At 51.3% G+C, this 23071-nt stretch carries 19 protein-coding genes; 11 read left to right on the forward strand and 8 right to left on the reverse strand.

The genetic code is table 11. The features are described 5' to 3' along the window. Positions 1-10 precede the first annotated feature (10 nt). Complete coding sequence (locus CLV60_RS04530; protein WP_106594200.1) at positions 11-1291, forward strand: M16 family metallopeptidase; 1281 nt, start codon at positions 11-13, stop codon at positions 1289-1291. On the opposite strand, the gene CLV60_RS04535 is transcribed toward CLV60_RS04530, so the two are convergent. Continuing rightward, on the reverse strand, positions 1292-2620 hold the full coding sequence (locus CLV60_RS04535) for a cryptochrome/photolyase family protein (protein ID WP_106594201.1): 1329 nt from the start codon (positions 2618-2620) through the stop codon (positions 1292-1294). A gap of 167 nt (positions 2621-2787) precedes the next feature. Here CLV60_RS04535 and CLV60_RS04540 point away from each other — a divergent pair, with 167 nt between their 5' ends. Next, positions 2788-3651, forward strand: coding sequence for a 3-keto-disaccharide hydrolase (locus tag CLV60_RS04540; RefSeq protein ID WP_106594202.1), 864 nt, complete (start codon positions 2788-2790; stop codon positions 3649-3651). A 68-nt stretch (positions 3652-3719) separates the two neighbouring features. Here the strand turns inward: CLV60_RS04540 and murA are convergent, their stop codons facing one another. The 4 genes from murA to CLV60_RS04560 form a co-directional block, all read right to left on the reverse strand. Then, the gene (gene murA / locus CLV60_RS04545; RefSeq protein WP_106594203.1) at positions 3720-5027 is read right to left on the reverse strand and encodes a UDP-N-acetylglucosamine 1-carboxyvinyltransferase; all 1308 of its coding nucleotides are present in this window, start codon (positions 5025-5027) and stop codon (positions 3720-3722) included. 45 nt (positions 5028-5072) lie between these two features. Further along, entirely contained in the window at positions 5073-5795 is a 723-nt protein-coding gene (locus CLV60_RS04550; protein WP_229210818.1) for a DUF4290 domain-containing protein, read from the reverse strand. 92 nt (positions 5796-5887) lie between these two features. After that, a complete protein-coding gene (locus CLV60_RS04555) occupies positions 5888-8671 on the reverse strand; it encodes a C25 family cysteine peptidase (protein WP_229210819.1) in 2784 nt (927 codons plus the stop codon). A gap of 44 nt (positions 8672-8715) precedes the next feature. After that, complete coding sequence (locus CLV60_RS04560; RefSeq protein WP_106594206.1) at positions 8716-9219, reverse strand: dihydrofolate reductase; 504 nt, start codon at positions 9217-9219, stop codon at positions 8716-8718. 365 nt (positions 9220-9584) lie between these two features. On the opposite strand from CLV60_RS04560, the gene CLV60_RS04570 reads away from it, so the two are divergent. The 9 genes from CLV60_RS04570 to CLV60_RS04610 all read left to right on the forward strand — a co-directional run bounded on the left by CLV60_RS04570 (position 9585) and on the right by CLV60_RS04610 (position 18129). Then, positions 9585-9959: a PadR family transcriptional regulator gene (locus CLV60_RS04570; RefSeq protein ID WP_090151757.1), complete on the forward strand. Its 375-nt coding sequence runs from the start codon at positions 9585-9587 to the stop codon at positions 9957-9959. Positions 9960-9988: 29 nt separating this feature from the next. Beyond that, positions 9989-12529: a PspC domain-containing protein gene (locus tag CLV60_RS04575; RefSeq protein WP_106594208.1), complete on the forward strand. Its 2541-nt coding sequence runs from the start codon at positions 9989-9991 to the stop codon at positions 12527-12529. A gap of 69 nt (positions 12530-12598) precedes the next feature. Continuing rightward, on the forward strand, positions 12599-13294 hold the full coding sequence (locus CLV60_RS04580; protein ID WP_106594209.1) for a head GIN domain-containing protein: 696 nt from the start codon (positions 12599-12601) through the stop codon (positions 13292-13294). A 119-nt stretch (positions 13295-13413) separates the two neighbouring features. Further along, positions 13414-14259 (forward strand): outer membrane beta-barrel protein, encoded by an 846-nt coding sequence (locus CLV60_RS04585; protein WP_106594210.1) that lies wholly within the window; start codon positions 13414-13416, stop codon positions 14257-14259. A gap of 18 nt (positions 14260-14277) precedes the next feature. Beyond that, on the forward strand, positions 14278-14796 hold the full coding sequence (locus tag CLV60_RS04590; protein ID WP_106594211.1) for an acyl-CoA thioesterase: 519 nt from the start codon (positions 14278-14280) through the stop codon (positions 14794-14796). Between the two features lie 54 nt (positions 14797-14850). Continuing rightward, entirely contained in the window at positions 14851-15219 is a 369-nt protein-coding gene (locus CLV60_RS04595) for a Rid family detoxifying hydrolase (protein ID WP_106594212.1), read from the forward strand. A 197-nt stretch (positions 15220-15416) separates the two neighbouring features. Further along, the gene (gene gltX, locus CLV60_RS04600; protein ID WP_106594213.1) at positions 15417-16967 is read left to right on the forward strand and encodes a glutamate--tRNA ligase; all 1551 of its coding nucleotides are present in this window, start codon (positions 15417-15419) and stop codon (positions 16965-16967) included. A gap of 105 nt (positions 16968-17072) precedes the next feature. Beyond that, complete coding sequence (locus CLV60_RS04605) at positions 17073-17327, forward strand: hypothetical protein (protein ID WP_019941656.1); 255 nt, start codon at positions 17073-17075, stop codon at positions 17325-17327. 22 nt (positions 17328-17349) lie between these two features. Next, positions 17350-18129, forward strand: coding sequence for a TIGR00266 family protein (locus CLV60_RS04610; protein WP_106594214.1), 780 nt, complete (start codon positions 17350-17352; stop codon positions 18127-18129). 76 nt (positions 18130-18205) lie between these two features. On the opposite strand, the gene CLV60_RS04615 is transcribed toward CLV60_RS04610, so the two are convergent. The 3 genes from CLV60_RS04615 to CLV60_RS04625 form a co-directional block, all read right to left on the reverse strand. Beyond that, entirely contained in the window at positions 18206-19201 is a 996-nt protein-coding gene (locus tag CLV60_RS04615) for a ligand-binding sensor domain-containing protein (RefSeq protein WP_106594215.1), read from the reverse strand. A gap of 103 nt (positions 19202-19304) precedes the next feature. Further along, positions 19305-21347, reverse strand: coding sequence for a sialate O-acetylesterase (locus tag CLV60_RS04620; RefSeq protein ID WP_106594216.1), 2043 nt, complete (start codon positions 21345-21347; stop codon positions 19305-19307). Positions 21348-21479: 132 nt separating this feature from the next. Further along, positions 21480-23048: a RagB/SusD family nutrient uptake outer membrane protein gene (locus CLV60_RS04625; protein ID WP_170118711.1), complete on the reverse strand. Its 1569-nt coding sequence runs from the start codon at positions 23046-23048 to the stop codon at positions 21480-21482. Positions 23049-23071 lie beyond the last annotated feature (23 nt).

Consider the following 23071-nt stretch of genomic DNA (forward strand, 5'->3'; position numbering starts at 1 on the left):
ACCGCTGCCCATGTCACTGGATCGTACCATTGCCCCTGATTTCAAAATCATTCAAACTGTAAACCTGCCGGAACCTCAAACCTACACCCTCGACAATGGGATCGCACTGCATGTGATCAATATCGGAGAGCAGCCGGTGGTGCGTTTGGAATGTATCTTCGAAGCAGGTAACTGGTATGAGAGCGAAACGGCAGCGTCCTATTTCGCGGTCAAAATGCTGACTGAGGGCGTGGAGGGTATGACCTCGCAGGAAATCAGCGAGGCGTTCGATCGGCTTGGTGCATTCACCGACCTCACACACACATCCGACCGCGTGGGAATCGTGGTGTATTGCCTTTCACGCTTCCTGCCGGAAGTGCTGCCGCTGGTACAAAAGCTGATCCGCAGCGCTACGTTTCCGGAGAAGGAATTTCAGGAGTTGAAAAATATTACGGTTCAGAACCTGAAAGTGAACAGAGAAAAAACAGCTTACCTGGCTACTACGGAATTTAGAGCACGGTTGTTTGGCGCGAGCCATCCCTACGGGCAAAGTCAGAGCACGGAGGAAATCGACGCATTGGGTATGGATGCTGTGCGTGCGCACTATGAGCGGTTTATCCGCGACGGCAAGTTTACTGCTGTGCTCGCCGGCCAGGTCACCGAAGCCGATGTACAGCATGTGAATGCGACTTTGGGACAAAACTTGTTTGACACAACATCCGGTAAAGTATCCTTCATTGCTTCGGAAGCTTACCAGGGTGATGAGGCGATCGTCGAGCGATCGGAAAGCGTACAATCTTCGATCAGGATGGGTCGGGTACTGTTTAACCGCCATCATCCCGATTATTTCAAAATGCTGGTTACAAATGAGATCCTTGGAGGCTATTTCGGGTCGAGGCTGATGAAGAACATCCGCGAGGAAAAAGGCCTTACTTACGGCATTTCCTCACACCTGGTAACCTTGCGTAACGAGGGCTATTTGATGATCGGTACGGATGTGAAAAAGGAATTTACCCAGCAAACGATTGACGAGATCAAGAAGGAAATTCACCGGCTGCAAACCGAGCCGGTGGGAGCCGAGGAATTGCAGACTGTGAAGAGCTTTATGGCCGGAGAGTTTGCCGGATCATTAAATACCGCATTCGAGGTCGCCGACCGTCGTAAGGTATTGCTGCTGGATAGTCTGCCTGCCAATTTCTTCAATCAATACATTGACCGCATTCACGCCACTACTGCTGAAGATGTAATGGCGATGGCGAATAGCTACCTGCGCCCGGAAGATATGGTAACTGTGATAGCAGGCGGCAAATAGCTACTGATTCGACTTATCAAGGGCGGCCTTGTACACTTTCAGACAACGTTCCCGTGCCTCCTTATGGTCGACCATCGGAGCAGGGTAGGCATCGGTACCGAACTCCGGTACCCATTTTTTGATATACGCCATTTTGGGATCGAACTTCTCTGCCTGCGATGTCGGGTTGAATATCCGGAAATAGGGTGCGGCGTCGGTTCCCGAGCCCGCTGCCCATTGCCATCCGCCGTTGTTGGCAGCAAGGTCGTAATCCAGCAATTTTTCGGCAAAGTATGCCTCGCCCCAGCGCCAATCGATGAGCAAATGCTTGGCGAGGAAACTGGCCGTAACCATCCGCACGCGGTTGTGCATAAAACCCGTTGCATTGAGCTGCCGCATACCCGCGTCCACCAGCGGATACCCTGTTTTTCCTTCACACCATTTCTGGAAGTCGGCTTTGTCGTAGCGCCATTTAATGAAATCGTAGGCCTTCCTGAATGCTTCCCCCTTGCCTACATGCGGGAAGTTGGATAGGATTTGCTGGTAGAAGTCCCGCCAGATGAGTTCATTCAAATATACATCGCTGTGCCCGCGAGCCCGCCGCACCAGCTCGCGTATGCTCACGGTACCGAAGCGCAGGTGAATGCCCATCCGGCTGGTGCCTTCTTTCGCCGGAAAGTCGCGGTCTTTGGCATAATTTTTCAACAGCGCATTACCGACCCGGTCCGAAGGAAACTTACACTCGACCTTTTCAAAACCCATATCCTTCAAAGCGGGCAATGCAGCACCATGCCATTTTTGAAAATGGCCGAAGTACTTCTTGGTTGGATAGGATTTGAGGTAAAAATCAGTGAGTTTCTCTTTCCATGCCCGGCTGTAAGGTGTAAAAACAGTGTATGGCGTTCCCTGCCCCGTCAGTATTTCCTGTTTTTCAAAAATGACCTGATCCTTGCAGGTTTTGAAAACAATGCCTTTTTTCTTCAAAACCCTGTAAACTTCCCTGTCGCGGTCGGTGGCGTAGGGTTCATAATCGGTGTTGGTGTATACTTCGGCGATGTCGTATTCATCCACCAGGTTTTCCCAGATCTTAACCGGGAAGCCGTATTCGACCAATATATCCGCGTCTTTTTGCTTTAACTCCTGACGAATATCGGCAATTGCATCGTGTATGAAAGTCAGCCTGGCGTCTTTCTTCTCTTCCAGGTCATCAAGGATGTTCCGGTCGAAAATGAAAAGCGGGACCACCGGATAGTCCGAGCACAAGGCGTAGTAGAGCCCTGCATTGTCGTGCAGCCGAAGGTCGCGGCGAAACCAGAATATCGCGATTTTGTCTTTCGTTTTAAGAGGCATACGATGGTTTTGGTCGTGAATGAAGGAGATTCAGATATAACTTAACTACGAAGTAAGTCCATTTTTGGGTGATAGGGATTTTCAAATCTTATATATTTACTGCCGCGCGGCGCGCCGTTAAAGATCACCCATTGCGTCGCAACACAATCTTAACTTAACCTGTATTCATGAAATTACAACTCACGATCCTGTTCAGTCTCCTGTGCCTTATGGTTTTCGGCCAAAAGAATAATGCCGACAAGCAGGACTGGAAGCAGCTCTTTAATGGAAAAAACCTGGATGGCTGGGATATCAAAATCCGCGGCTATGAACTGAACGACAATTATAACAACACCTTCCGGGTGGAAGATGGTAAAATGGTGGTTCGTTATGATAAATACGACGATTTCGCTCAAAAATACGGGCATATCTTCTACAAAGGCGATTACTCCTATTACCGTATTGCTGTTGAGTATCGTTTCGTAGGCGAGCAGGCGCCGAAAGGCGAAGGCTGGGCATGGCGTAACTCCGGCATCATGGTGCATGGACAGCCTGCTGCGACAATGGGTAAAGACCAGGACTTTCCAGCGTCGATTGAAGTGCAGCTATTGGGTGGAAATGGCAAGACCCGCACGACTTGTAACCTCTGTACGCCCGGTACCAACGTGGTGATCGACGGTAAGCTGGTAACGCAGCATTGCGTTAACTCCAAATCCAAAACTTACGATGGCGACCAGTGGGTACGTGCCGAGGTGCTGGTATTGGGCGATTCATTGATCCAGCATTTCGCAAATGGTGAAATGGTACTCGAATACAACAAGCCGCAACTTGGCGGCGGCAACCTGGGCGGCGCTACCGATCCCGAAGTAAAAATCGCCGGTAAACTGCTTGATCATGGCTCAATATCCCTGCAAAGCGAAAGCCATCCTGTGGAATTCAGAAAAGTGGAAATCCTGGATTTGAAAGGCTGCATGGATCCGAAAGCGACTAATTACAAGTCTTACTATGTGAAGGCGGATAATAGCAAGTGCAGCTACGGCAAGAAGAAATAAGTATTGGTATTAAAACAAAAAAATGCCCGGAGCTCTTCTGAGTTCCGGGCATTTTGCATTTTAATCTTCTATAATCTCACGATTTCCGCACCGATCGCGTTCAGGCGCGTGTCGATGTTCTGGTAACCGCGGTCGATTTGCTCGATATTGTCGATAATGCTCACGCCTTTGGCCGACATCGCTGCGATGAGCAATGCAACCCCGGCGCGGATATCAGGGGAGGTCATACGAATGCCGCGCAGCTGTGTTTCGCGGTTGTGACCGATCACCGTTGCGCGGTGCGGGTCGCAAAGGATAATCTGCGCGCCCATTTCAATCAGTTTATCCACAAAGAACAAACGGCTTTCGAACATTTTCTGATGGATCAGCACGGTTCCCTGCGCCTGTGTGGCCGTCACGAGGACGATACTTAGCAAGTCGGGTGTGAAGCCGGGCCATGGGGCGTCGGCTACTGATAATGTGGAACCGTCGAGGTAATTTTCAATGCGGTAGCGCTCCTGTGCAGGGATGAAAATGTCATCGCCGCGGAACTCCATTTGAATACCCAATCTTTTGAAAACATCGGGGATAATGCCCAGCTCGGGAATCTGGCAATCTTTGATCGTAATTTCGGATTGCGTCATGGCTGCAAGGCCGATGAAGCTACCGATTTCGATCATATCCGGCAGCATGGTGTGCTCGGTACCTTTCAGCTCGCTCACACCTTCGACGATGAGCATATTGGAAGCGATACCCGAGATTTTGGCGCCCATGCGGTTCAGCATTTTACAAAGCTGCTGCAAATAGGGCTCGCAGGCCGCATTGTAAATGGTGGTCGTGCCCTCGGCCATGACAGCTGCCATCAAAACGTTGGCTGTACCGGTTACCGAAGCCTCGTCCAGCAGCATGTAAGTGCCTTTCAGATTGGCAGCGTCGACGCGGTAAAACCCGCCGTCTTCTTCATCATAGCTGAATTCCGCACCCAGTTTCTCAAATCCCAGGAAGTGGGTATCCAGCCTTCTCCGGCCGATCTTGTCGCCGCCGGGGCGGGGAATGCGTCCTTTGCGGAAACGCGCCAGCATCGGGCCGAGCAGCATCACCGAGCCGCGCAATGCAGCAGCTTTCTGACGGAATGAATCCGATTCGAGGTAATCGAGGTTGATATCGTCGGCTTCGAAACGAATAGAAGTTTCGCTCAGCCTTGTGCGGCGCACGCCCAGATCGCCCAACAGGTTGATCAGCTGGTTTACGTCGCGGATATTCGGGATGTTATGGATCGTAACGGGCTCTTTGGTCAGGAGCACCGCACAGATAATCTGCAATGCTTCGTTTTTAGCGCCTTGCGGCACGATTTCACCCTTGAGACGACGATCCCCGGTAATTTTGAATGATGCCATATAAGATTTTGGGCAATTGAGACGGTATAAAATGAAACCTGGATGTTACATTCCAGGTTTTTTGCGGTTGTTATTCCGGTTGTTGTTATTGTTGTTGTTCCGGTTCTGGAACTTGTTGTTCCGGTTACGGTTCTGATTGCCCTGGTTGTTGCCGCCCTGCCTGTCGGAATTATGAGACTGGGCTTTGAAGTTGTTCCCGCCAGTCTGGTTCACGCGGTTGCGCTCCTGGTTGTTGTTACGGTCTTTCGGTGCGGCATCGATCGGTCCCGATTTACGGATATAATCGATTTCTTCCTTCAAACGGCCTTTGCTGAGTTGTTCCAGCTGGGCGAGCAAAACACTGTCTTCGGGGTTGTCCTTGTTCCATGCGTTGAAGAACGAACGCATCAGGCGGAAAATGTAGGAAACAAATGCCAGGCGGTCTTCCGGGTTCTCGGTTTGTGACGCCTTTTCCAGAAGCAGGTCGATATTACGGCCGTAATGGCGGAATTGCAGGTTTTGCTGATTGTAGTCGACGCGGAGCGGTTTCTTACCCAGTGCTTCCTTGGACGGCGGAGGGAAAGGACTGTCGACATCGAGTTCGAAACCGGAAATAATGTACAGGTCGTCCCACAACTTGTTGGTATAGTCCTGGTTATCCCGCATGTTGGGGTGTATCTGACGCATAAGCTCGACCAGGATGTGCGCGTAGAGTGTGCGTTTCGCCTTGTCCTCTATCTTGACGATGTGGTCGGCCAATTTTTGTACGTTACTGCCGTATTCTTTCAATGGGATATCTTTTATATAATGGACAAAAATAATAAGTTTTTGTGGAAACAAAATGAGGTACAGCGGTAAAACAGGCATTCTGCGGCGCTGGCTCAGGGAGCGTAAAGCAAATGTCCCCGCATAGATTCGATGAGGGATGCGGGCTGGTGCCCGGCCTCATGGGGACTAATCGTGTAGTAGTAATGCCCGGGCGGAATTCCGGGAGAATGCTTTGCAGGAGCCCAGAAGTATTCACAGCGACCTGTATTGCAGTATAACAGCTTTCGAAAAACCATCGTTCCCAGCGGATTATAGATGTTTAATTCAAGGGCGGCAGGGACAAGTTTCCGGTTTTGAATCGTAAACCTGAACCAGTGGCCCGACGGGTTGGGTGAGAGGGTCGCCTCTATGGGCCGGGCGTGGTAAGCTACTTCTAAATGAATCTGGTACGGCGACGACGAATGCCCCGCCTGGTCGCGGCATTGGACCGTTAGCAGGTATTTGCCGGGGAGCAATGTGGGTTGAAAGGTGATTTCATAAAAGCTCCTGTCTATGTTTTTCCCAATCGCGGTGCTTAATGGCACGCTGGCATCGGTACATCCCGTGCAAAGCCTTTTCAGCCACACGGCTACCAGGGTCGTATCATCGTCAATGGTCGGAAGGTCTTCGTCGAAAATACGAATCCGGATTACCGGTTTTCCGGAAACCAGCTCTCCGTTTTGGAGTAGCCTTCCGTCGACGAAAACCTCCAACAATGGCGGCAGGTCAGCGGATTGGCTCTCGGCTGCGGTATCCGGAAGGAGGGAAGGGAAAATGCGGATGGCGGGGTCGCCTTGGAGCGTCATTTGTTGCACGGTAATGCTGTCCAGTATGCCCGGGTTGCGTGCAAGGTTCCGCCGGATCGCTTCCCGCTGGATGATACCAAATGGCTTGCTTATGAATGCGGTATCTGCCAGGACCTCGTAGAAAAAGTCGGTATAGCGCTTCAATGCGGTTGACGGGCCGTTGAAAGTATGAGCCAGAAAAAGGATTGCTCCGCTTTTGGGCGCAAAAATCCAGTCACTGCTCAGCGTCTGCGTTGAATAGAAAATGCTGCCCGCAGCGCAGCCGTTCACGATCACTGCCGGATAACGGGGATGGTTCTGGTAATTCCGGGACGGGTCCGTGGCTCGACCAATGTCAATGTCGGTAATGTCGATAGAAGAATGGCCAAACAGGGTAATAAGCCCGGCACCCGCATTAACCTGTTTGTCAATGCTGACCTGCTCTACCGCGTTGTCGGTAAGCTTCGAAATCGTTGTGACATGGCCCGCAAGCGGTGTGTTTACCAGTTTCTTTTCAAATGATCGGATGTAGGATTGGAATACATTCAATTCATCCCTCGACCTTCCGCCGCTTAAATGCAATATCCTTTTCCGCCACGCTGCTGACGGGCGCTCGGCTTCCATAGCCTGTACTTTGCGAAGGTAATCGAGTAGCTGTTGTGAATTTAATGCATTAATGCGGCCGATGGGAACAAGCGGGTCGTGAGAACCCTTCACAGTAGTCAAGGCAATGTCGGAACCCGGCCAACCTGCATTAGGTACCATATCTGTTTGCCACGAATCTTTCATTTTCCGGGCTTTCTGAGGGTCTACGGACCTTCCAGCCAGCAGCACGAATTTTAAATTCCGCTGGTCATACAGCCACCGGATCGCATTGCGGATGCCTTGCGGGCCGGGCTGGCCTGCATTGAACTGGTCGTAGAGATCGTGGCTGTAAACGATTGATGTTTTGTATCTGCCGCCGGCCTCAGAGGTACGGTAATGTGCATATTCTTCGATCGCGTCTATCCCTCCCGCCGGCACGTGCATGAGCGGGTGGGTGATGATGAGGTATTCCGTTTCGGGGTCGATTCGTGCGAACTTCACAATGCGCACAGGTAACGTCGTCATATACGCAGGCGCAATGCGTGGACCTGCCTGTGGGTAGCGTATGCGTGCGTAAGAGATCGACACGTGTCCGCCCGCGCCTACGGGAAGAAGGGTGAGGGGCAGCTCACCGGTTTCATCGAAATCTTCGATGGATGTTTTAAAGTCGAAAACCCTCGTTTCGTGGTCGGTTATATTCAAATCGATCAATTTCCTTTTCAGATTTTTAGCATTACCCAGCCATAATGCCAATGAATGCACGCCCGGAGACCAGCCTGCGAGCAGTATTTTACATTCAATATCGGATCGCGTTTCCTGAAAGAGTTGATTGGTTTTGAATACAATTTCAAATGGCGTATGCTCCGCTATTTGTGGGCCGGTCCAGCCTTCTCCTTTATCATAGGCAGTCAATAATGATCCCGTTTCGTAATTGCTTTCCGGTGGGAAGAACCGGCCGGGCAGGTAATGGGAGGTAAACAGTTGCATTGACTCCTCCCAATGAAATGCCGCGCTGCTGGTAATTGTGCCGGGTGTAGGGAAGGTGGTCCTTAATCCGCGTTTGTTGTTCTGCCAGGTCAGGAAGTAGGCGGTGGTGTCCGAGTAGAGGTTATAGTAAGAATGCGGCATAGCATCAGGCGTTGCGTAAAGGGCGGTATCCGCATAGCCGTTATTCTTTTCTCCCTGAAACAGCATATAGGCACCGCTGTCCAATCTGCCCGATGAATCGCTATGGATCTCAATCGGTACCTCGATGCCGCGTGCGAATAGCTGAATGCCCCAAACCCATATCGAATCGATGCGGATGCCTGCACCGGAGAGTTCGGTGGCAGCGATTCTGTAGATGCCGGTTTCCGTCACCGGTATGCGCAGGTAAGTTTGCCGGTAGTCGATCCATTCGTTGCCGTATTGTTGCTGCGCATTGCATCTGTCGTAGCAGAAAATGCAGCAGAAGATCATTAAGGTGTGTGCGAGTGTCCTTGTCATCATTTTGAATTTTTGATGCACAAGGGCGGTCTGCAGGGTGGTCCCGCCTATTCCGGCTGCTTTCGGATATACAGGTTCATGGAAAACGAATAGCGATGATCGTCATCGGTACCATGAAACTCCGAACTTGCCAATTCCCAGTCTTTCGGATCGAATGCGGGGAAATAGGCATCGCCTGCTACTTGTGCGTGTACAATGGTCAGATACATTCTGTCGGCCAGTGGGAGCATTTGCCGGAAAATACTCGCACCGCCTAATATGAATACGTCTGTTTCATCAGAAAGTAACGCGATGGCTTCGGAAATATCTTTGGCATATTCCACACGCGGTTCCGCCTGCTCAGGAGGATTGGAGGTAATGATCACATTCCGGTATTCCGAATGCAGCGCGTCGGGTGCTTCGAAGCTCTTCCTGCCAATGATAAATGCCTTGCCCGCCGTGACTTTGCGGAAATGCGCCCACTCATCAGGCAAATGCCAAGGCAGGCTGTTGTTCAGCCCAATTACATGATTTTCGCTCATCGCGGCGATGATGTATAATTGCAGTTTCATAGTTTAATGATGATTCTTTTTTTTCTTTATCTCTCTTTTCTTCTCTTTCTCTTCTCTCTCTTTCTTCTCTTTCTCTCTTTTCTCTTTATCTCCGTCGGTTAAAACCGACGGCAGAAGATAGTTTATTACTGTCGGTTTTTGGCGGACGGAGTGTAGGGGGAGGGATGATTTGTGTGCGGCTTTGGGTAGTAAACAAATTTTTAACCGATCGGCCATTTAATTTAACCATTCATCCCAACAGTAACATCTTTTTTGCATGGTACCTTGCATCGCAAAGTACCTGTGTATACCTTTGTATTGTTAGAAGTCTAAATTCTATCTATTAGCCATGAACATATTCATTTAAAATTAACTCATGAAACCACATGAATATTGAAAATGCCCAAGTGCAGATGCGGAAGGGGATTTTGGAATTCTGCATCCTGCACATCATATCCCGGGGCGAAGTGTATGCTTCGGATATGTTGGATGAACTCACGTCCGCTCACATCATGGTGGTGGAAGGAACATTATACCCTCTTCTTACCAGGTTAAAAAACTCGGGCTGGCTGGATTATAAATGGGTGGAGTCGTCTTCGGGCCCTCCAAGGAAATACTATGTTTTGACGGATGAGGGGAAGGTCTTCCTGGACGCGATGCAGGCTACGTGGTTTGAGCTCGCCGACTCGGTGCAAACCGTGATTAAACGCACAGAGGAGTTGAGCAAAACGGCATCAAGCAACCTTCCTGACCCTAACTGATCACTCAAAGACATTCGATTATTTCAATCATGAAAAAGACAATCAGCATAAATATAGGCGGCATAATCTTCCATATCGAGGAAGATGGCTACGAGAAACTGAAAGGGTATCTCGCCTCTATCCAGAAGTACTTTTCTTCGTTCGCGGATAGTAAAGAGATCCTTTCTGACATAGAGGGAAGGATTGCGGAAAGGTTTCTGAACAAACAGAAAGTGGAAAACAAGCAGGTGATCTCGCTGTCGGATGTCGACGAGCTGATCGCCGCCATGGGTACCGTAGCCGATTTCGAGGCGATCGAGGAAGGTGGGGAGTTCATCGCAGATCCACTGGAAACGGCTTCGGCGCAAACCTCGGCTCCCAGGCAGGAAAGCCATTCGACTTACAACGCACCTATTCCGCCTAAAACAGAACCTGCAAAACCCGGCGCACCCCGGAAACTTTACAGGGATCTCCGCCGGAAGCTCCTGGGCGGTGTGGCGGCAGGTTTGGCGCATTACTTCACAGTGGATGCCATCTGGGTGAGGCTCGCGTTTCTGTTCGCAGTAATCGGTTTACCGGCAGGGTCGGGTATGCTCGACATGAATGCCGAGGAAATTTTCGGACCGATCTCCGGCTTTATGGTACTGGTTTACATTGCCATGTGGGTGGCATTTCCGGGCTCTACGACGCTCGAAGAGGATGCCCATATCAAGAAGTTCTACCGCGATCCGGACCGTAAGGTCGTAGGTGGTGTAGCTGCGGGTGTGGCTTCGTACTTCGGAGTTGACCTGGGTGTGGTGCGTTTTCTGTGGGTGCTGTCGATCCTGCTGTTTGGAACAGGCTTCCTGATCTACATCGTGCTGTGGGTAATTGCCCCGAATGCCAATACGCTCACCGAAAAAATGGAAATGCAGGGGGAGCCTATTACCCTCTCCAATATTGAGTCGAACATCAAGCAGAGCCTCAATTTAGAAGAAAGAGGGGGAGAAGAACACATCGTTACCAAGATATTGCTGTTGCCTTTCCGGGCCATCGGGCTGGTTTTCTCGGCGCTGGGGAAGTTGCTTAAAGGTCTCGGGCCTGTCCTGAGGGTGTTGATCGGCGCGTTCCTGATCGGGATGTCGGCCCTGGGATTGCTTGGCATAGTGATTGCAGCGGGCGTGGCACTTGGCCTCACCAGCGCAGGGGTATTCGACAACCTGCCGATCCCAATGCTGATTTACCAGGAATTGCCCGAAATACTGATCCTTTCCGGGATCCTGGTGGCCGCTATTCCTTTGGTAACCTTCCTTTTGCTGGGGCTCACATTGGTTTCTAACAAAAGAATCGTTGGCGGGAGCGTATGGCTTACACTACTGGGTCTTTGGATCGTGGGCGTCGTCGGCGCTACTGTGGGTGGGATTAATTACCAGCGCAATTTTGCGAAAAGAGGTGAAGTGGCCGAAACCACCTATTATGCAGTGCCGCGCGGGACGCTGACTTTGGATTACAATTATATATATGATGAAGAGAATATAGATGTAGATGTACGACTGGCTGGTTTCAATGCAGGCGACAGTATTAAACTGGAAAAAACACTACGTGCAAGAGGCCGCTCCCGCGAGGATGCGGAGAAGAATGCACGCGAGATCAAATATGACCCGCAATTCCGCGACTCGGTATTCGTGCTCACAGAAGGTCCGACGCTTTCAAGCCGCTCGCGGTTCCGCGATCAGGAGATCGATCTGACGGTGAGTGTGCCTTACAATAAGCCTTTCGCCATGAAAAGGGATTTTTACCACCAACTGAACGATTGGGAGAGCAACCAGCAACATCTGAAAAGATACAACCTGCGCGATGCCGACGACGTTACCTGGAATAAGTTGATTTGGGTCATGAAACGCGATTCAGGTCTGATTTGTACCAACATCCCGCTGAAATACATCCGCAGCGAAAACAGTGAAGGCGATCAGGACGGTTATTCTTTTGAATACAACGATAACAGTGACCTCGAACTCGGCGAGCGCGGCAATTACAGCAAGCAGTTCCCGGTTTCGGACTTCAAGAAAGTGGATATCGGCGGCGCGTATTCGATTATCATCCGCCAGGGCACTGAATACAGCGTAACGGCCGATTCGGATAACCAGGAGCATATCGATGATATGAAGGTAGTAGTGGAAGATGGCGTGCTGCGTGTGAAACGTACCCGTGATTTTAACCTCTTCGACCACCAGGAATGGCAGCGTGTAGGTATTGTGATTACCATGCCTACCATCGAAAACCTGTCGCTTTCGGGAGCCAACAAGACATTGGTGACCGAGTTCAAAGATGTGCCGAAGCTGAATGTGGATATTTCGGGTGCTTCGAAAACGGAGCTGAATGTATTCGCGGATCAATTGTCGGTGAATGTCTCGGGCGCTTCGAAGGCAACATTGAGAGGTTCCGCGAAATCGGCCAAGCTGGATGCGCACGGTGCCTGCAAACTGACGGCCACCGAAATGAATATCCAGAATGCGGACGTGAATGCATCGGGCGCTTCGAAAGTGGAGCTGAGCCAGGTGCCCAACCTGAACAAACATGCCAGTGGCGCGAGCAAAATCAATGTGCAGTAAAATTTTGAATGCCGGTGCAACATCGCCGGCATTCTTTTCATCTTTTCGGAAAATCTAACTTATTAAACCATGAAAAGAACGCAACTATTCCTCATTGCAGCCCTTTTGATCACCGCATTATCTTGCCAGGTATCCGCACAAGAGACCCGCAAATTCTCCGTTTCGGGCTTTACCAAGCTATCAATGGGCAGCGCATTCAAAATAGATGTGAAGCAGGGCAGCAGTTTCAGTGTAACGGCGACCGGTCGTTCGGAGGACCTCGACGATATGGAATCGGCGGTGAAAAGCGGCACTCTGCGTTTGGGCTATAAGAACAATGGCTGGAACAAGAACCGCAAGACTGTCGATATCAGCATCACCATGCCGGCGCTTGAAGGTGTTGACTTTTCAGGCGCTTCCAAAGCCAATGTCGCCCGTTTCTCCGGTGTGAAAAACATGGAAATTGAAGTTTCCGGCGCATCGCAGGTGACGATGAGCGTTGCCGCCCCCAAAGTGGCTGTTGACCTTTCGGGTGCATCGTCGCTCACGCTTACAGGTGAAGGCGACGTCCTGACAGGCGATGTTTCGGGAGCTTCGTCACTTAAGGGCCGTGATTTCTCCGCCAAAACCGTGAACATCGATGCCTCCGGTGCCAGCAGTGCTGCCGTACTGGCCAGCAATACCGTCAATGCCGAAGCCAGCGGTGCCAGCAGCATCCGCTATTCAGGCGGAGCGAAGGACATTCATTCCAGCACCTCAGGCGCCAGCTCGGTCAAAAGAGATTGAAGAGAACCATCTAATATTCACCACGAACTACAAAAAAGGCCTGCGACTGCGGGCCTTTTTTGTTTAAATCAGTTTCTTTTACAACTTGCATCACTCAACACGCATTACTGACATCACACATGAGCCGAAAATATTTACTATCCATTGCATTGTGCCTCACATTCTTTCACCAGCTGGCGATGGGGCAAGGGCGCTCCAAATTCGGCGGGCGCTATACCGATCCGTTCGGGATGCTGAGCGTGACAGCGGGAGTAGGCGTGGCCTATTACATGGGTGATCTCAACGACGGTATCCATATGAAGCACCTCGGGCTCGGGCCATCGGTGTCGCTGGGCGCACAATACAGGCTTACCGAGCACGTGAGCGCACGCGGGGAACTGCGTTTTTACCAGGTTTCCGGTGATCAGAAGTATTCCAAAAATTACCAGAATAACCTTTCATTCAAGACATTCAACCCGGATATTAACCTGGGTTTGCAGGCCGATTTGTTTGCCTATAACCGGCAGGCGCCGATCAATCCGTATCTGTTCGGAGGAGTAGGGTTTACATACCTGAGCCCAAAAGCGAAACTGGGGGGCACCTGGTACAGCCTGCCCGAGCTCACAACAGAAGGCGTGAAGTACAAACGAATGCCGCTCGTATTGACTGCGGGTATCGGCGTTTCCGTGAAAACTACTGAAAAACTGAGCCTCGGCCTTGAACTCTGCAATAACTTCGTCAATTCGGATTACCTCGATGACGTAAGCACGGTTTACCCTAATCCCGATCAGCTGCCGAGCGACATTGCCCGTGCACTTTCCGACCGTGCACCCGAAATCGGGGAGCCGCAGCGCCAGCCGGGCTGGAACCGTGGCAGCGCCAAAAGCAAGGACAGTTATTTGTTTTTGCAGGTGCGGGGAACCTACCTGATCGGCAACCGCGCCCAGAACCAGGAGCGGAAAAAGACCCGCTGCCCCAAATTTTAAATACATCATCATACCAACATGCTGAAACCGAAAAAGCCCCATCAATCCGAAGTTACCATGACCGAAATGGTGCTTCCCAACGATACCAATACACTCAATAACCTGATGGGAGGAAGGCTGCTGCACTGGATGGATATTTGTGCGGCGATTTCGGCGCAAAAACACTCCAACCGCATTGTGGTGACGGCTTCTGTGGATAATGTATCATTTACAGAGCCGATCCGGCTTGGGAACATCGTAACCATGCATGCCAAGGTAACCCGCGCTTTCAATTCCTCGATGGAGGTTTTCCTGGAAGTGTGGGCGGAGGATATTCCGGCAGGACAGCGGGTGAGTACCAACCGCGCATTCTACACTTTCGTGGCGGTGGACCAGAACGGCCGGCCTATCGAAGTACCGCCGCTCGAACCGGAGACGGCCGAAGAAAACGAGTTATATCTGAGCGCCCTTCGCCGCCGTCAGTTGCGCCTCGTGCTCGCCGGCCGGTTGAATGCCGCCGAAGCTACTGAGCTGAAAGCGCTTTTTAAGGTGGAATAAGGCGGTATGCACGGCATAATTTGGTAATTTTGCGGCATCAACTCTATGTCACTTATGCCCAAACAAATCATATTTTCGGACAAAGCACCGGCCCCCATTGGTCCTTACAGCCAGGCTGTTAAAGTAGATGGCACTGTTTATGTTTCAGGGCAAATCGCTGCCGAGCTGGCGAAGTCGGGGGATATTAAAGCAGAGACCGGGATGGTCATGCAGAACATCGGGCATATCCTGGGAGCGGCCGGCCTCGGCTTTCAGAATGTGGTGAAAGCCAGCATTTTCCTCCGCGATATGAACGACTTTGCATCGGTCAACGAAATCTACGGCAGCTTTTTCACCAAAGAACCTCCTGCCCGCGAGACGGTACAGGTAGCACGCCTGCCGAAAGACGTTAACGTTGAAATTTCCGTCATCGCCGTCGAGTGACGCCAGTTTTTGTCAGGAATGGTCAGTTATAGTCATGTATGGTCAAGAGTCGTCAATAAGTCAAGTGTTGAAAGGAGAGAAAATTTAATGACAATGCCTGACTATCAATGACAATACTTGACAATGTCTGACAACATTTGACAACACCTGACCACCAATGACCAAAAACCATAGAACAGTAATTAATTTTTGAATAAATGAATAACAAACCTGTCAGGGTGCGTTTTGCGCCTAGTCCAACCGGTCCGCTGCACGCGGGCGGTGTGCGCACGGCCCTGTATAACTACCTGTTTGCACGCCAGCAAGGCGGCCAGATGCTGCTTCGCATCGAAGATACCGACCAGAACCGCTACGTTCCGGGCGCCGAGGCATATATTCTGGAAGCGTTGGAATGGCTGGGGATCGGCATCGACGAAGGCCCGCAGCAAGGCGGCCCGCATGCCCCTTACCGGCAATCGGAGAGAAAAGAAATGTACCGCGAGTATGCGGAAAGGCTCGTTCAGGAAGGGAAGGCGTATTATGCTTTTGATACCCCTGAGCAGCTGGATGATATGCGCAAGCGCCTGGAAGCTGCGAAAGTGGCTGCGGTCCAATACAATGCAATCACTCGTACCGAAATGACCAACTCACTGACGCTGTCGGCGGAGGAAACCAAAGCACGGCTCGAAAGCGGCGATCCTTACGTGATCCGGATGAAGATCATGCCCAAAGAGGATATCCGTTTCAATGACCTGATCCGCGGCTGGGTGGTGGTACACTCGTCGCAGATCGATGATAAAGTGCTTTTGAAGTCGGACGGTATGCCTACTTACCATTTGGCAAACATCGTGGACGACCATCTGATGGGCATCACCCACGTGATCCGTGGGGAAGAATGGCTGCCTTCGGCTCCGTTGCACGTGCTGCTGTACCGCTATCTGGGCTGGGAAAGCACCATGCCGCAGTTTGCGCATTTGCCTTTGCTCCTCAAACCGGACGGTAACGGCAAGCTCTCGAAACGTGACGCAGATCTCGGTGGGTTCCCGATCTTCCCATTGGAATGGACAGATCCTAACACCGGCGAAAAAGCCCGCGGTTTCCGTGAAGAAGGCTATTTGCCCGGCGCTACTGCCAACTTCCTCGCATTACTGGGCTGGAATGCCGGTACCGAGCAGGAGATTTTCAGCATGGACGAGCTCATTGCCTCATTCAGCTTCGAGCGCGTGCATAAGGCGGGTGCGCGATTCGATATTCAGAAGGCCAACTGGTTTAACCAGCAATATTTAAAACAGCTGGACGATGCTGCGATCATCGAAGAACTGAAACCGTTGTACGCAGCGAAAGGCATTACTGTCAACCAGGACCAGCTTGCACAGATCGTGCATTTGCTGAAAGACCGCGTACATTTCATCAAGGAAATCGTTTCGGAATCGCTCTTTTTGTTCGCAGCGCCGGAGGAATATGACCAGGATGTGGTGATCAAGAAATGGAATGAGGAGGCCGTGAATGCTATCGGCGGTTTCAAAGAGGCTTTGGCCGGTTTTGACGGCAACTTCGTAGCACACGATATTAAGGAAGTACTTTCGGCGACGATGGAATCGCTGGGTGTCAAAATGGGTAAGATCATGCAGGCACTGCGCCTGGCGGTAACCGGCGCAGGTGCCGGCCCGGATTTGATGATCATCATGGAGATACTCGGAAAAGACGAGGTCGTGAGAAGGCTTGAAACAGCGCTCAGCCGCTTGTCAGCACAAATAAGGCTGGCGTAAGCTCGCACCGACCGCAGGATCAAATTCCATTGGTACCGCGGGGATCATTGCATATTTTCGTAACAAGTGAAAAACGGGTCTTAGCGGCCCATTGGCATCAAACACATGGCTAAGAAAAAACAGTCGGAAACATCCAAGCCTGCACCGGAAAAACCACGCGTGCACAAGGACCTGGAAGGTTTTGATATCCAGATCAACTCGTTCGGTGAGATCACCACGAGCTTTGATATGGACCGTATCAATGAATTTTTGAATAAAAATGTGGATGATAAAAAACTCCGTGACCGGGAGGATATCCCCGGCCGAAAAACCCGGAAATCGAAGAAAAAGAGTTCCGAGGAAGAAGAAGAGGAAGAATAAACCATAAACCTTTTGCGAAAAAATGATCTCACACGAAATCGATTACAAAATCATCGGCGACGACATTCAGGTCGTTGAAATTGAACTCGACCCGAACGAAACCGTGATCGCCGAAGCGGGTGCTATGCTTTTTATGGAAGACGGCATTCAGTTCGAAACCAAAATGGGCGACGGCTCGGAGGCGAACCAGAGCATTATGGGCAAGATTTTCCAGGCGGGAACGCGCTTGCTGACTGGCGAATCGCTGTTTATGACGCATTTTACCAACCGTGGTGTAGGTAAGAAGAAGGTAGCATTCTCGGCACCTTATCCGGGAACGGTTATGCCGATAGACTTGTCGAAAATCTACGGTAATGAGCTGATCGTACAGAAAGACGGTTTCCTTTGCGCGGCCATGGGCACGAGCATGAAAATCCATTTTAACCAGCGTTTCGGATCGGGCTTGTTCGGTGGGGAAGGTTTTATACTTCAAAAACTGAAAGGCGACGGGATGGCCTTCGTACATGCGGGCGGCGTGGTGATGGAGAAGCAGCTGAATAACGAAACCCTACGGATCGATACCGGTTGCGTGGTGGCATTCGAGCAATCGCTGAGCTTCGATATCCAGCGCTCGGGTGGTTTGAAATCGATGGTGTTCGGTGGAGAAGGAATGTTCCTGGCTACATTGCGTGGTACAGGCCGTTGCTGGATTCAGTCGATGCCGATTTCCAAACTGATCCAGCGGCTTTCGGTATACGGTCCCAACAGCCGGAAAGAAAGCGGTTCGGTGATCGGAGGTTTGGGAAGTTTGTTTGAAGATTAAGATACCAAAGTCACCCTGAGCGGAGTCGAAGGGCATCACGCACGATGCCCTTCGACTCCGCTCAGGGTGACTTTTTTTATTTCAAAATATAGACGCCCCGGCCGGCACCCAGCCATATTTCTCCGGTCGGGCTCTGGCCGATAGTAAATATGCCGCCACTATCTTCGAGGTCTTTTAGTTCCCATTTCCCGTTTCTGAAAACGCCGTATTCTCTATCGCCCCAGAATGCGGCCCATATGCGGTTGTCGCGGTCGGTAAACACGTGTTGGGTCATATAAACCTTTTTATCTTCCTCGGGGAGGTCGATCACCTGGCTCGAATGTCCATTGAACCGGAATATCTGCGGGCGCCCAGGTACCATGGTGCTCGAAAGTCCGTAGTTGATGGAGGCCACCAAGTCATTGTTTTGATCAATTGCGATATTGCCATAATAGTATGGGTTGAAGCCAAGCTCTTTTTCCGTGAAAATGTCCCACTGATCGTTTTTAATGCGGACCATGGAAGTTGCGGTGATTCCGTCGTTGAGCGCGGCCCAAACGGTGTTGTTCCGGTCGATGGCAATGCCTGCTACAAGGTTACCGGGCAGTTGAGAGTTTTCGGGCGTGAAGGTAGTAAAGCGCTCCCCGTCATATTTAACCAGTCCGCCCTGTTTGGAAGCGCCGGCCGAAAACCAGACATTGTCGGCACCATCTACGGTTACCGCGCGTACCGAATTGCGCGGCAGGTTGTACATGCCCGACTCGTACCGCGTGAATTTCGAGCCGTCATATTTGATCAGCGCGTCCGTTCCAAGCCATACATTACCTTTCTTATCGACATCTATATCCCAGATCGCTGCTTTTTTCAAAGTGGAATTAGAAGAATCAAAAACGGCAATGCTCGTGCCGCTATGCCGGATGAGCCCCTGGCCGAGCGTTCCGAGCCATGCGGTACCTGATTTGTCGAATGCGATGGAAATGATGTGGTAATCTTTCAGTTTGGCGTCAGTAATTTCGAGCGGGACGGGACTGTCACCCGATGTGCAGGCATTAACCAGGAATGCGAAGAGCAGAATTGGTAATAGTCTTTTCATCACGTAAAAAATTGCGGTTTGAGGAACGGAACATCATTCCTGTGGACACGCCGGGTTGGGCGATAGTTGGAATCGGTTGATTATTAGCAAGATATAAGTTGTTTCAGTAGAAAACAACGCTTTGACTCCGGGTCTGCCCGGCAGAAGTCACTTGAAGGATATATTTTCCTGCGGGTAGTGCATAACGCGGCCGAACAGAAAGTAGTCCCACTGCTTCCCTTGCCGAGATTTGCACGGGATGTTCGCGACCGGCCGCGTCGAGAAGGCGGCACGTAACATCAGCGAATTGGCCGGAAGGCATAATGTAAAACTGCTGTTGCGTGACCGGGTTTGGGAAAACGGTCCAGGGAGCCGGAGCACCGTCGCGAAACAATGTGACGATGGTCGAATAGGCGATTGCTCCATTGTTGTACCCCATTTTTATTCTGTAAAAGACAGTTCCGCTGCCTGGGTTATTATCTGTAAAACCGAATACACCCGACAAGCCAGGCGCTGGGGCAGGCAAAGTTTCGAGATCATTGTAATGCAGGCCGTCGGTTGTTTTCTGAACGGTCATGGATGCAAGTCCGGGTACTGGTGCAACCGCCCAGGCGACCTGGATGTTGCTGCCAAAGCTGCGCAGACGGATGGTATTCACATATTCGATTGTCTGGAATGCACGCTCCACGTAAACCGGCTGGGAAATGCTGCCGGGAGTAATTGGAGCTAGGCCTGTGAGGCGGATGCGGTATTGTCCGTCAGGCAGCTTGGCTGGCATCCGGATTAGAAGTGGATTGGCATTGCCGGTACCTATCTGAGCAATGAACTGCCCTTGCGCGTCCAGCAGCTCAGCAGCGATTTGCATTGTTGCAGGGGCATTGCCGGTGACCGCAATAGGCAGATCAAATGCCGCGCCCGGATATACGCGTGCGGGCGTTACACCTGTATGTAATGTATACGCAGGCTGCAAAGGCAGGGTACGGGCCATCGCGGTGTCCGCAAGGCTTCTGTTCCATGCTGCGGCAGCGAGGGTGAGGCCCTGGATGCCGCCGGGAACATTTTCAAAATGCGCGGAAACGGGACGCGGGATCTGGATAGTATCGAGGTAAGGGCCCTGGAATGCATTGAAATCCGGCAGCGCAATCAACCGGTTTTGCGCGTTCAGAACGGGCAGGTAAGGATCCTTCAACTGGTTGCTGGCAGAGTTACGGGCAATGTACCAGGGAATATTGTAGCCCGAATCCCTGCGGCTGTTCTGAATGAGCGTCCGGATTCCATCGAAGTATTGCGTCTCGCTGAAACCGAGCTGTGCGTCGTTTTCGCCATGGGCCCAAAGCACCGCCCGGATGCCTGTCAGGGATGTCATGTAGCGCATCGTGTTGACGATATTGCTATAAGGCTGCCGGTTGGGCCAGTATTTTCCTACATATAAATTATAGGCGTCCTTGCCCGATGCGGCGTCGCGGTAATTCTCGGAGTTGGCCGCTGCCCAGGCGGTATTGAAGAACAGCACCGGGGTTTTCCATCTTCGAAACAGCAGGTCGCCCAATTCGCCCCAGTACCACGAAGTCTCGCCATTCGGGAAAATATTGTTACTGGCTTTGAGTGGCTCAAAAGTTGGAACGGGCATCGGGCCGTCGGGGGCCACGGTAATGTTCTCGTTGTTGAGGGTTTTGTTGATCGCATTAAAGGAAACCACGTTTGAAGAAGCGTCTTTCGCACCAAGACCAGGCAGGCCCATCGCATTGGAATTGCCCGCAACGAGGAAAACTTCGCCCACGCCCACACGGGCGACCACCGCCGAATCTATAATACCATTGGCTGCGGTGCCGATCAGTTTGAGACGATACCAGCCGGTGTGGGCGGAGAAGACGGTGTGCAGAAACCCCTGGGCCAGCTGGCTGGTTTCCACCTGCTGTTCCTGTGCGGCATTAGCATTGCCCTCGATGGGGATCAGCGATGCGCTGATGCGGGTATACGGGTAATGCGCGTAAGCAGTGAGGGATAAGGTGGCGATGCCCGATGCATTGCGCTGCATGACCTGGTTTGAAACCGGGCTTGTGACAACCAGCTGTGCATGCGCCCGCATCATACCTGCGATTGTACAAAGCAGGGCAAACAAGCAATATGTAGGGCGTCCGGCAGCAGGGCAAATCCTATTCAACATCTGCAAATCGTTTTGATAAACTTAGGCAATGAATATAAAGCAAAATGGCTTTCGGATTGGGGCGTCGGTATAAGAACGAAAAAAACCGACCCTCAGATGAAGGCCGGCTTTTATAAAACAGATAAGAAAATGCTAGTTGTAGCCCGGGTTCTGAGGTTTCAGGTTCGGATTGTTTCTCATTTCCTGGATACCCAGCGGGAAAAGCAAGTGTTTTTCCTGCAACGCTACGCCGCCGCTCACGTTCAGGTTTTTGTGGCCCACGAAGTTGTCGAACTTCTTGGTTTCCTCATTGAACACTTTACGCAGACGTACCATATCGAACCAGGTAATGCCTTCGTAAGCGAATTCGTGCCAACGCTCCTTCCAAACTGCCTCTTTGAATGAAGCAGGAGTGTAGGTGCCGATAGCCGGCGTAGTCAATTTGGCACGGTCGCGGATTGCTTTCAATGCTGCGTAAGCTTCTGCATCGACAGTACCCAGTTCGGCTTGTGCTTCTGCATACATCAGCAATACGTCCGAGTAGCGCATCTGGTTTACGTTCAGGTTATTGAGACGGGTAGGGGTAATGCCCGGGCCGCCCAATGCTGCGATGTTGAAATATTTAAACACGTACGGAGCGCCCAGTTCGAATTTTGCACCTGTACCATTGGTGTAGTAGGTGGTGTAGAACCAGCCTTCCTGATCTTTGGTACGAAGGTCACCTGTTTCATACGAGTTGTAGAACGAGAGCGTAGGTACGGTGCTACCTGTTCCACCAAGTCCGGCATATGTTACCGCTTTGAAGTTCGGGAAGAAGTCGTTCAGCGGGAAACCAGCCACTGCGGTGTTGTACTGGATCTGGAACAGGTGTTCCATGCGGTTTTTCAGTTTCTCATCGTGTAACTCCTTGTAAGTTGGGAACAAGCCGAGCGTCGAAGGATTTTCCTTGGCGTATTTAATTACTTCCGCCGCTTTGTCGGCCGCGAGCTTGTAATGCGACTGTCCTTTTGAAAGCGGGAAACCAGCCATTGTCAGGTACACTTTTGCCAGGTAAGCCTTTACAGCCATTTTGGACACACGTCCGTTGGTGTTGAAATCGGCAAAACCGGCGGCTTCGGCAGCCAGGAGGTCGTCGACGATCAGTTTGTAAACTTCCTCCTGAGACGCTCTCGAAGCGAGGAAGTCCTCAGACTCGGTCGTTTGCGGCTTGGTGATCAAAGGTACATCGCCCCACAATCTTACTGCATAGAAGTAAGCCCATGCACGGAGGAAGCGAGCTTCGCCCATCAGTCTCACTTTCTGAGCTTCATTGGCCGCCGGGAACTGGATGCCCGGGATTTTTTCGATCGCCAGGTTCGCATTTGCAATCACTTTGTAAACGCCGTTCCACCAGTTGCTGATGTGGCCCGTATTGCCGTCGTAAATGAGGGCGTACAGGTTGTTCAGGTCGGAGTTTTGGCCTGTTTCTGTATTCGCAGTACCGGTAGGGGCTTCCAGCATTTGCCAGTTGGCCGAGAAGATGCCTGCACTTTCACCGAAGAAGCGCGTATCTGCATAAGTGGCTGCGACAGCGGCTTCCGCGTGATCCGGAATGGTGTAAAATACATCTGGCTGAAGGTTCGACGGATCTTGCTCATCGAGGAAGTCGGAGCAGGCTGTCGGGCCCATCAGGATCGCTCCGCAGAGCAAAAGTTGATAGAATTTTTTATTATTAAGTTTCATACTGAATGTCATTTTGAATGATA

Origin of the sequence: Dyadobacter jiangsuensis (assembly GCF_003014695.1) — a bacterium.
Taxonomy (GTDB): domain Bacteria; phylum Bacteroidota; class Bacteroidia; order Cytophagales; family Spirosomataceae; genus Dyadobacter; species Dyadobacter jiangsuensis.

Excerpts from the sequence above, each read along its gene's own strand:
- CLV60_RS04625 (WP_170118711.1), bottom strand. The coding sequence starts at position 23,048 with ATGAAACTTAATAATAAAAAATTCTATCAACTTTTGCTCTGCGGAGCG.
- CLV60_RS04540 (WP_106594202.1), top strand. The coding sequence starts at position 2,788 with ATGAAATTACAACTCACGATCCTGTTCAGTCTCCTGTGCCTTATGGTT.
- CLV60_RS04555 (WP_229210819.1), bottom strand. The coding sequence starts at position 8,671 with ATGATGACAAGGACACTCGCACACACCTTAATGATCTTCTGCTGCATT.
- CLV60_RS04570 (WP_090151757.1), top strand. The coding sequence starts at position 9,585 with ATGAATATTGAAAATGCCCAAGTGCAGATGCGGAAGGGGATTTTGGAA.
- murA (WP_106594203.1), bottom strand. The coding sequence starts at position 5,027 with ATGGCATCATTCAAAATTACCGGGGATCGTCGTCTCAAGGGTGAAATC.
- CLV60_RS04585 (WP_106594210.1), top strand. The coding sequence starts at position 13,414 with ATGAGCCGAAAATATTTACTATCCATTGCATTGTGCCTCACATTCTTT.
- CLV60_RS04605 (WP_019941656.1), top strand. The coding sequence starts at position 17,073 with ATGGCTAAGAAAAAACAGTCGGAAACATCCAAGCCTGCACCGGAAAAA.
- CLV60_RS04535 (WP_106594201.1), bottom strand. The coding sequence starts at position 2,620 with ATGCCTCTTAAAACGAAAGACAAAATCGCGATATTCTGGTTTCGCCGC.
- CLV60_RS04575 (WP_106594208.1), top strand. The coding sequence starts at position 9,989 with ATGAAAAAGACAATCAGCATAAATATAGGCGGCATAATCTTCCATATC.
- CLV60_RS04590 (WP_106594211.1), top strand. The coding sequence starts at position 14,278 with ATGCTGAAACCGAAAAAGCCCCATCAATCCGAAGTTACCATGACCGAA.
- CLV60_RS04580 (WP_106594209.1), top strand. The coding sequence starts at position 12,599 with ATGAAAAGAACGCAACTATTCCTCATTGCAGCCCTTTTGATCACCGCA.
- CLV60_RS04530 (WP_106594200.1), top strand. The coding sequence starts at position 11 with ATGTCACTGGATCGTACCATTGCCCCTGATTTCAAAATCATTCAAACT.
- CLV60_RS04610 (WP_106594214.1), top strand. The coding sequence starts at position 17,350 with ATGATCTCACACGAAATCGATTACAAAATCATCGGCGACGACATTCAG.
- CLV60_RS04595 (WP_106594212.1), top strand. The coding sequence starts at position 14,851 with ATGCCCAAACAAATCATATTTTCGGACAAAGCACCGGCCCCCATTGGT.
- gltX (WP_106594213.1), top strand. The coding sequence starts at position 15,417 with ATGAATAACAAACCTGTCAGGGTGCGTTTTGCGCCTAGTCCAACCGGT.
- CLV60_RS04560 (WP_106594206.1), bottom strand. The coding sequence starts at position 9,219 with ATGAAACTGCAATTATACATCATCGCCGCGATGAGCGAAAATCATGTA.
- CLV60_RS04615 (WP_106594215.1), bottom strand. The coding sequence starts at position 19,201 with ATGAAAAGACTATTACCAATTCTGCTCTTCGCATTCCTGGTTAATGCC.
- CLV60_RS04620 (WP_106594216.1), bottom strand. The coding sequence starts at position 21,347 with ATGTTGAATAGGATTTGCCCTGCTGCCGGACGCCCTACATATTGCTTG.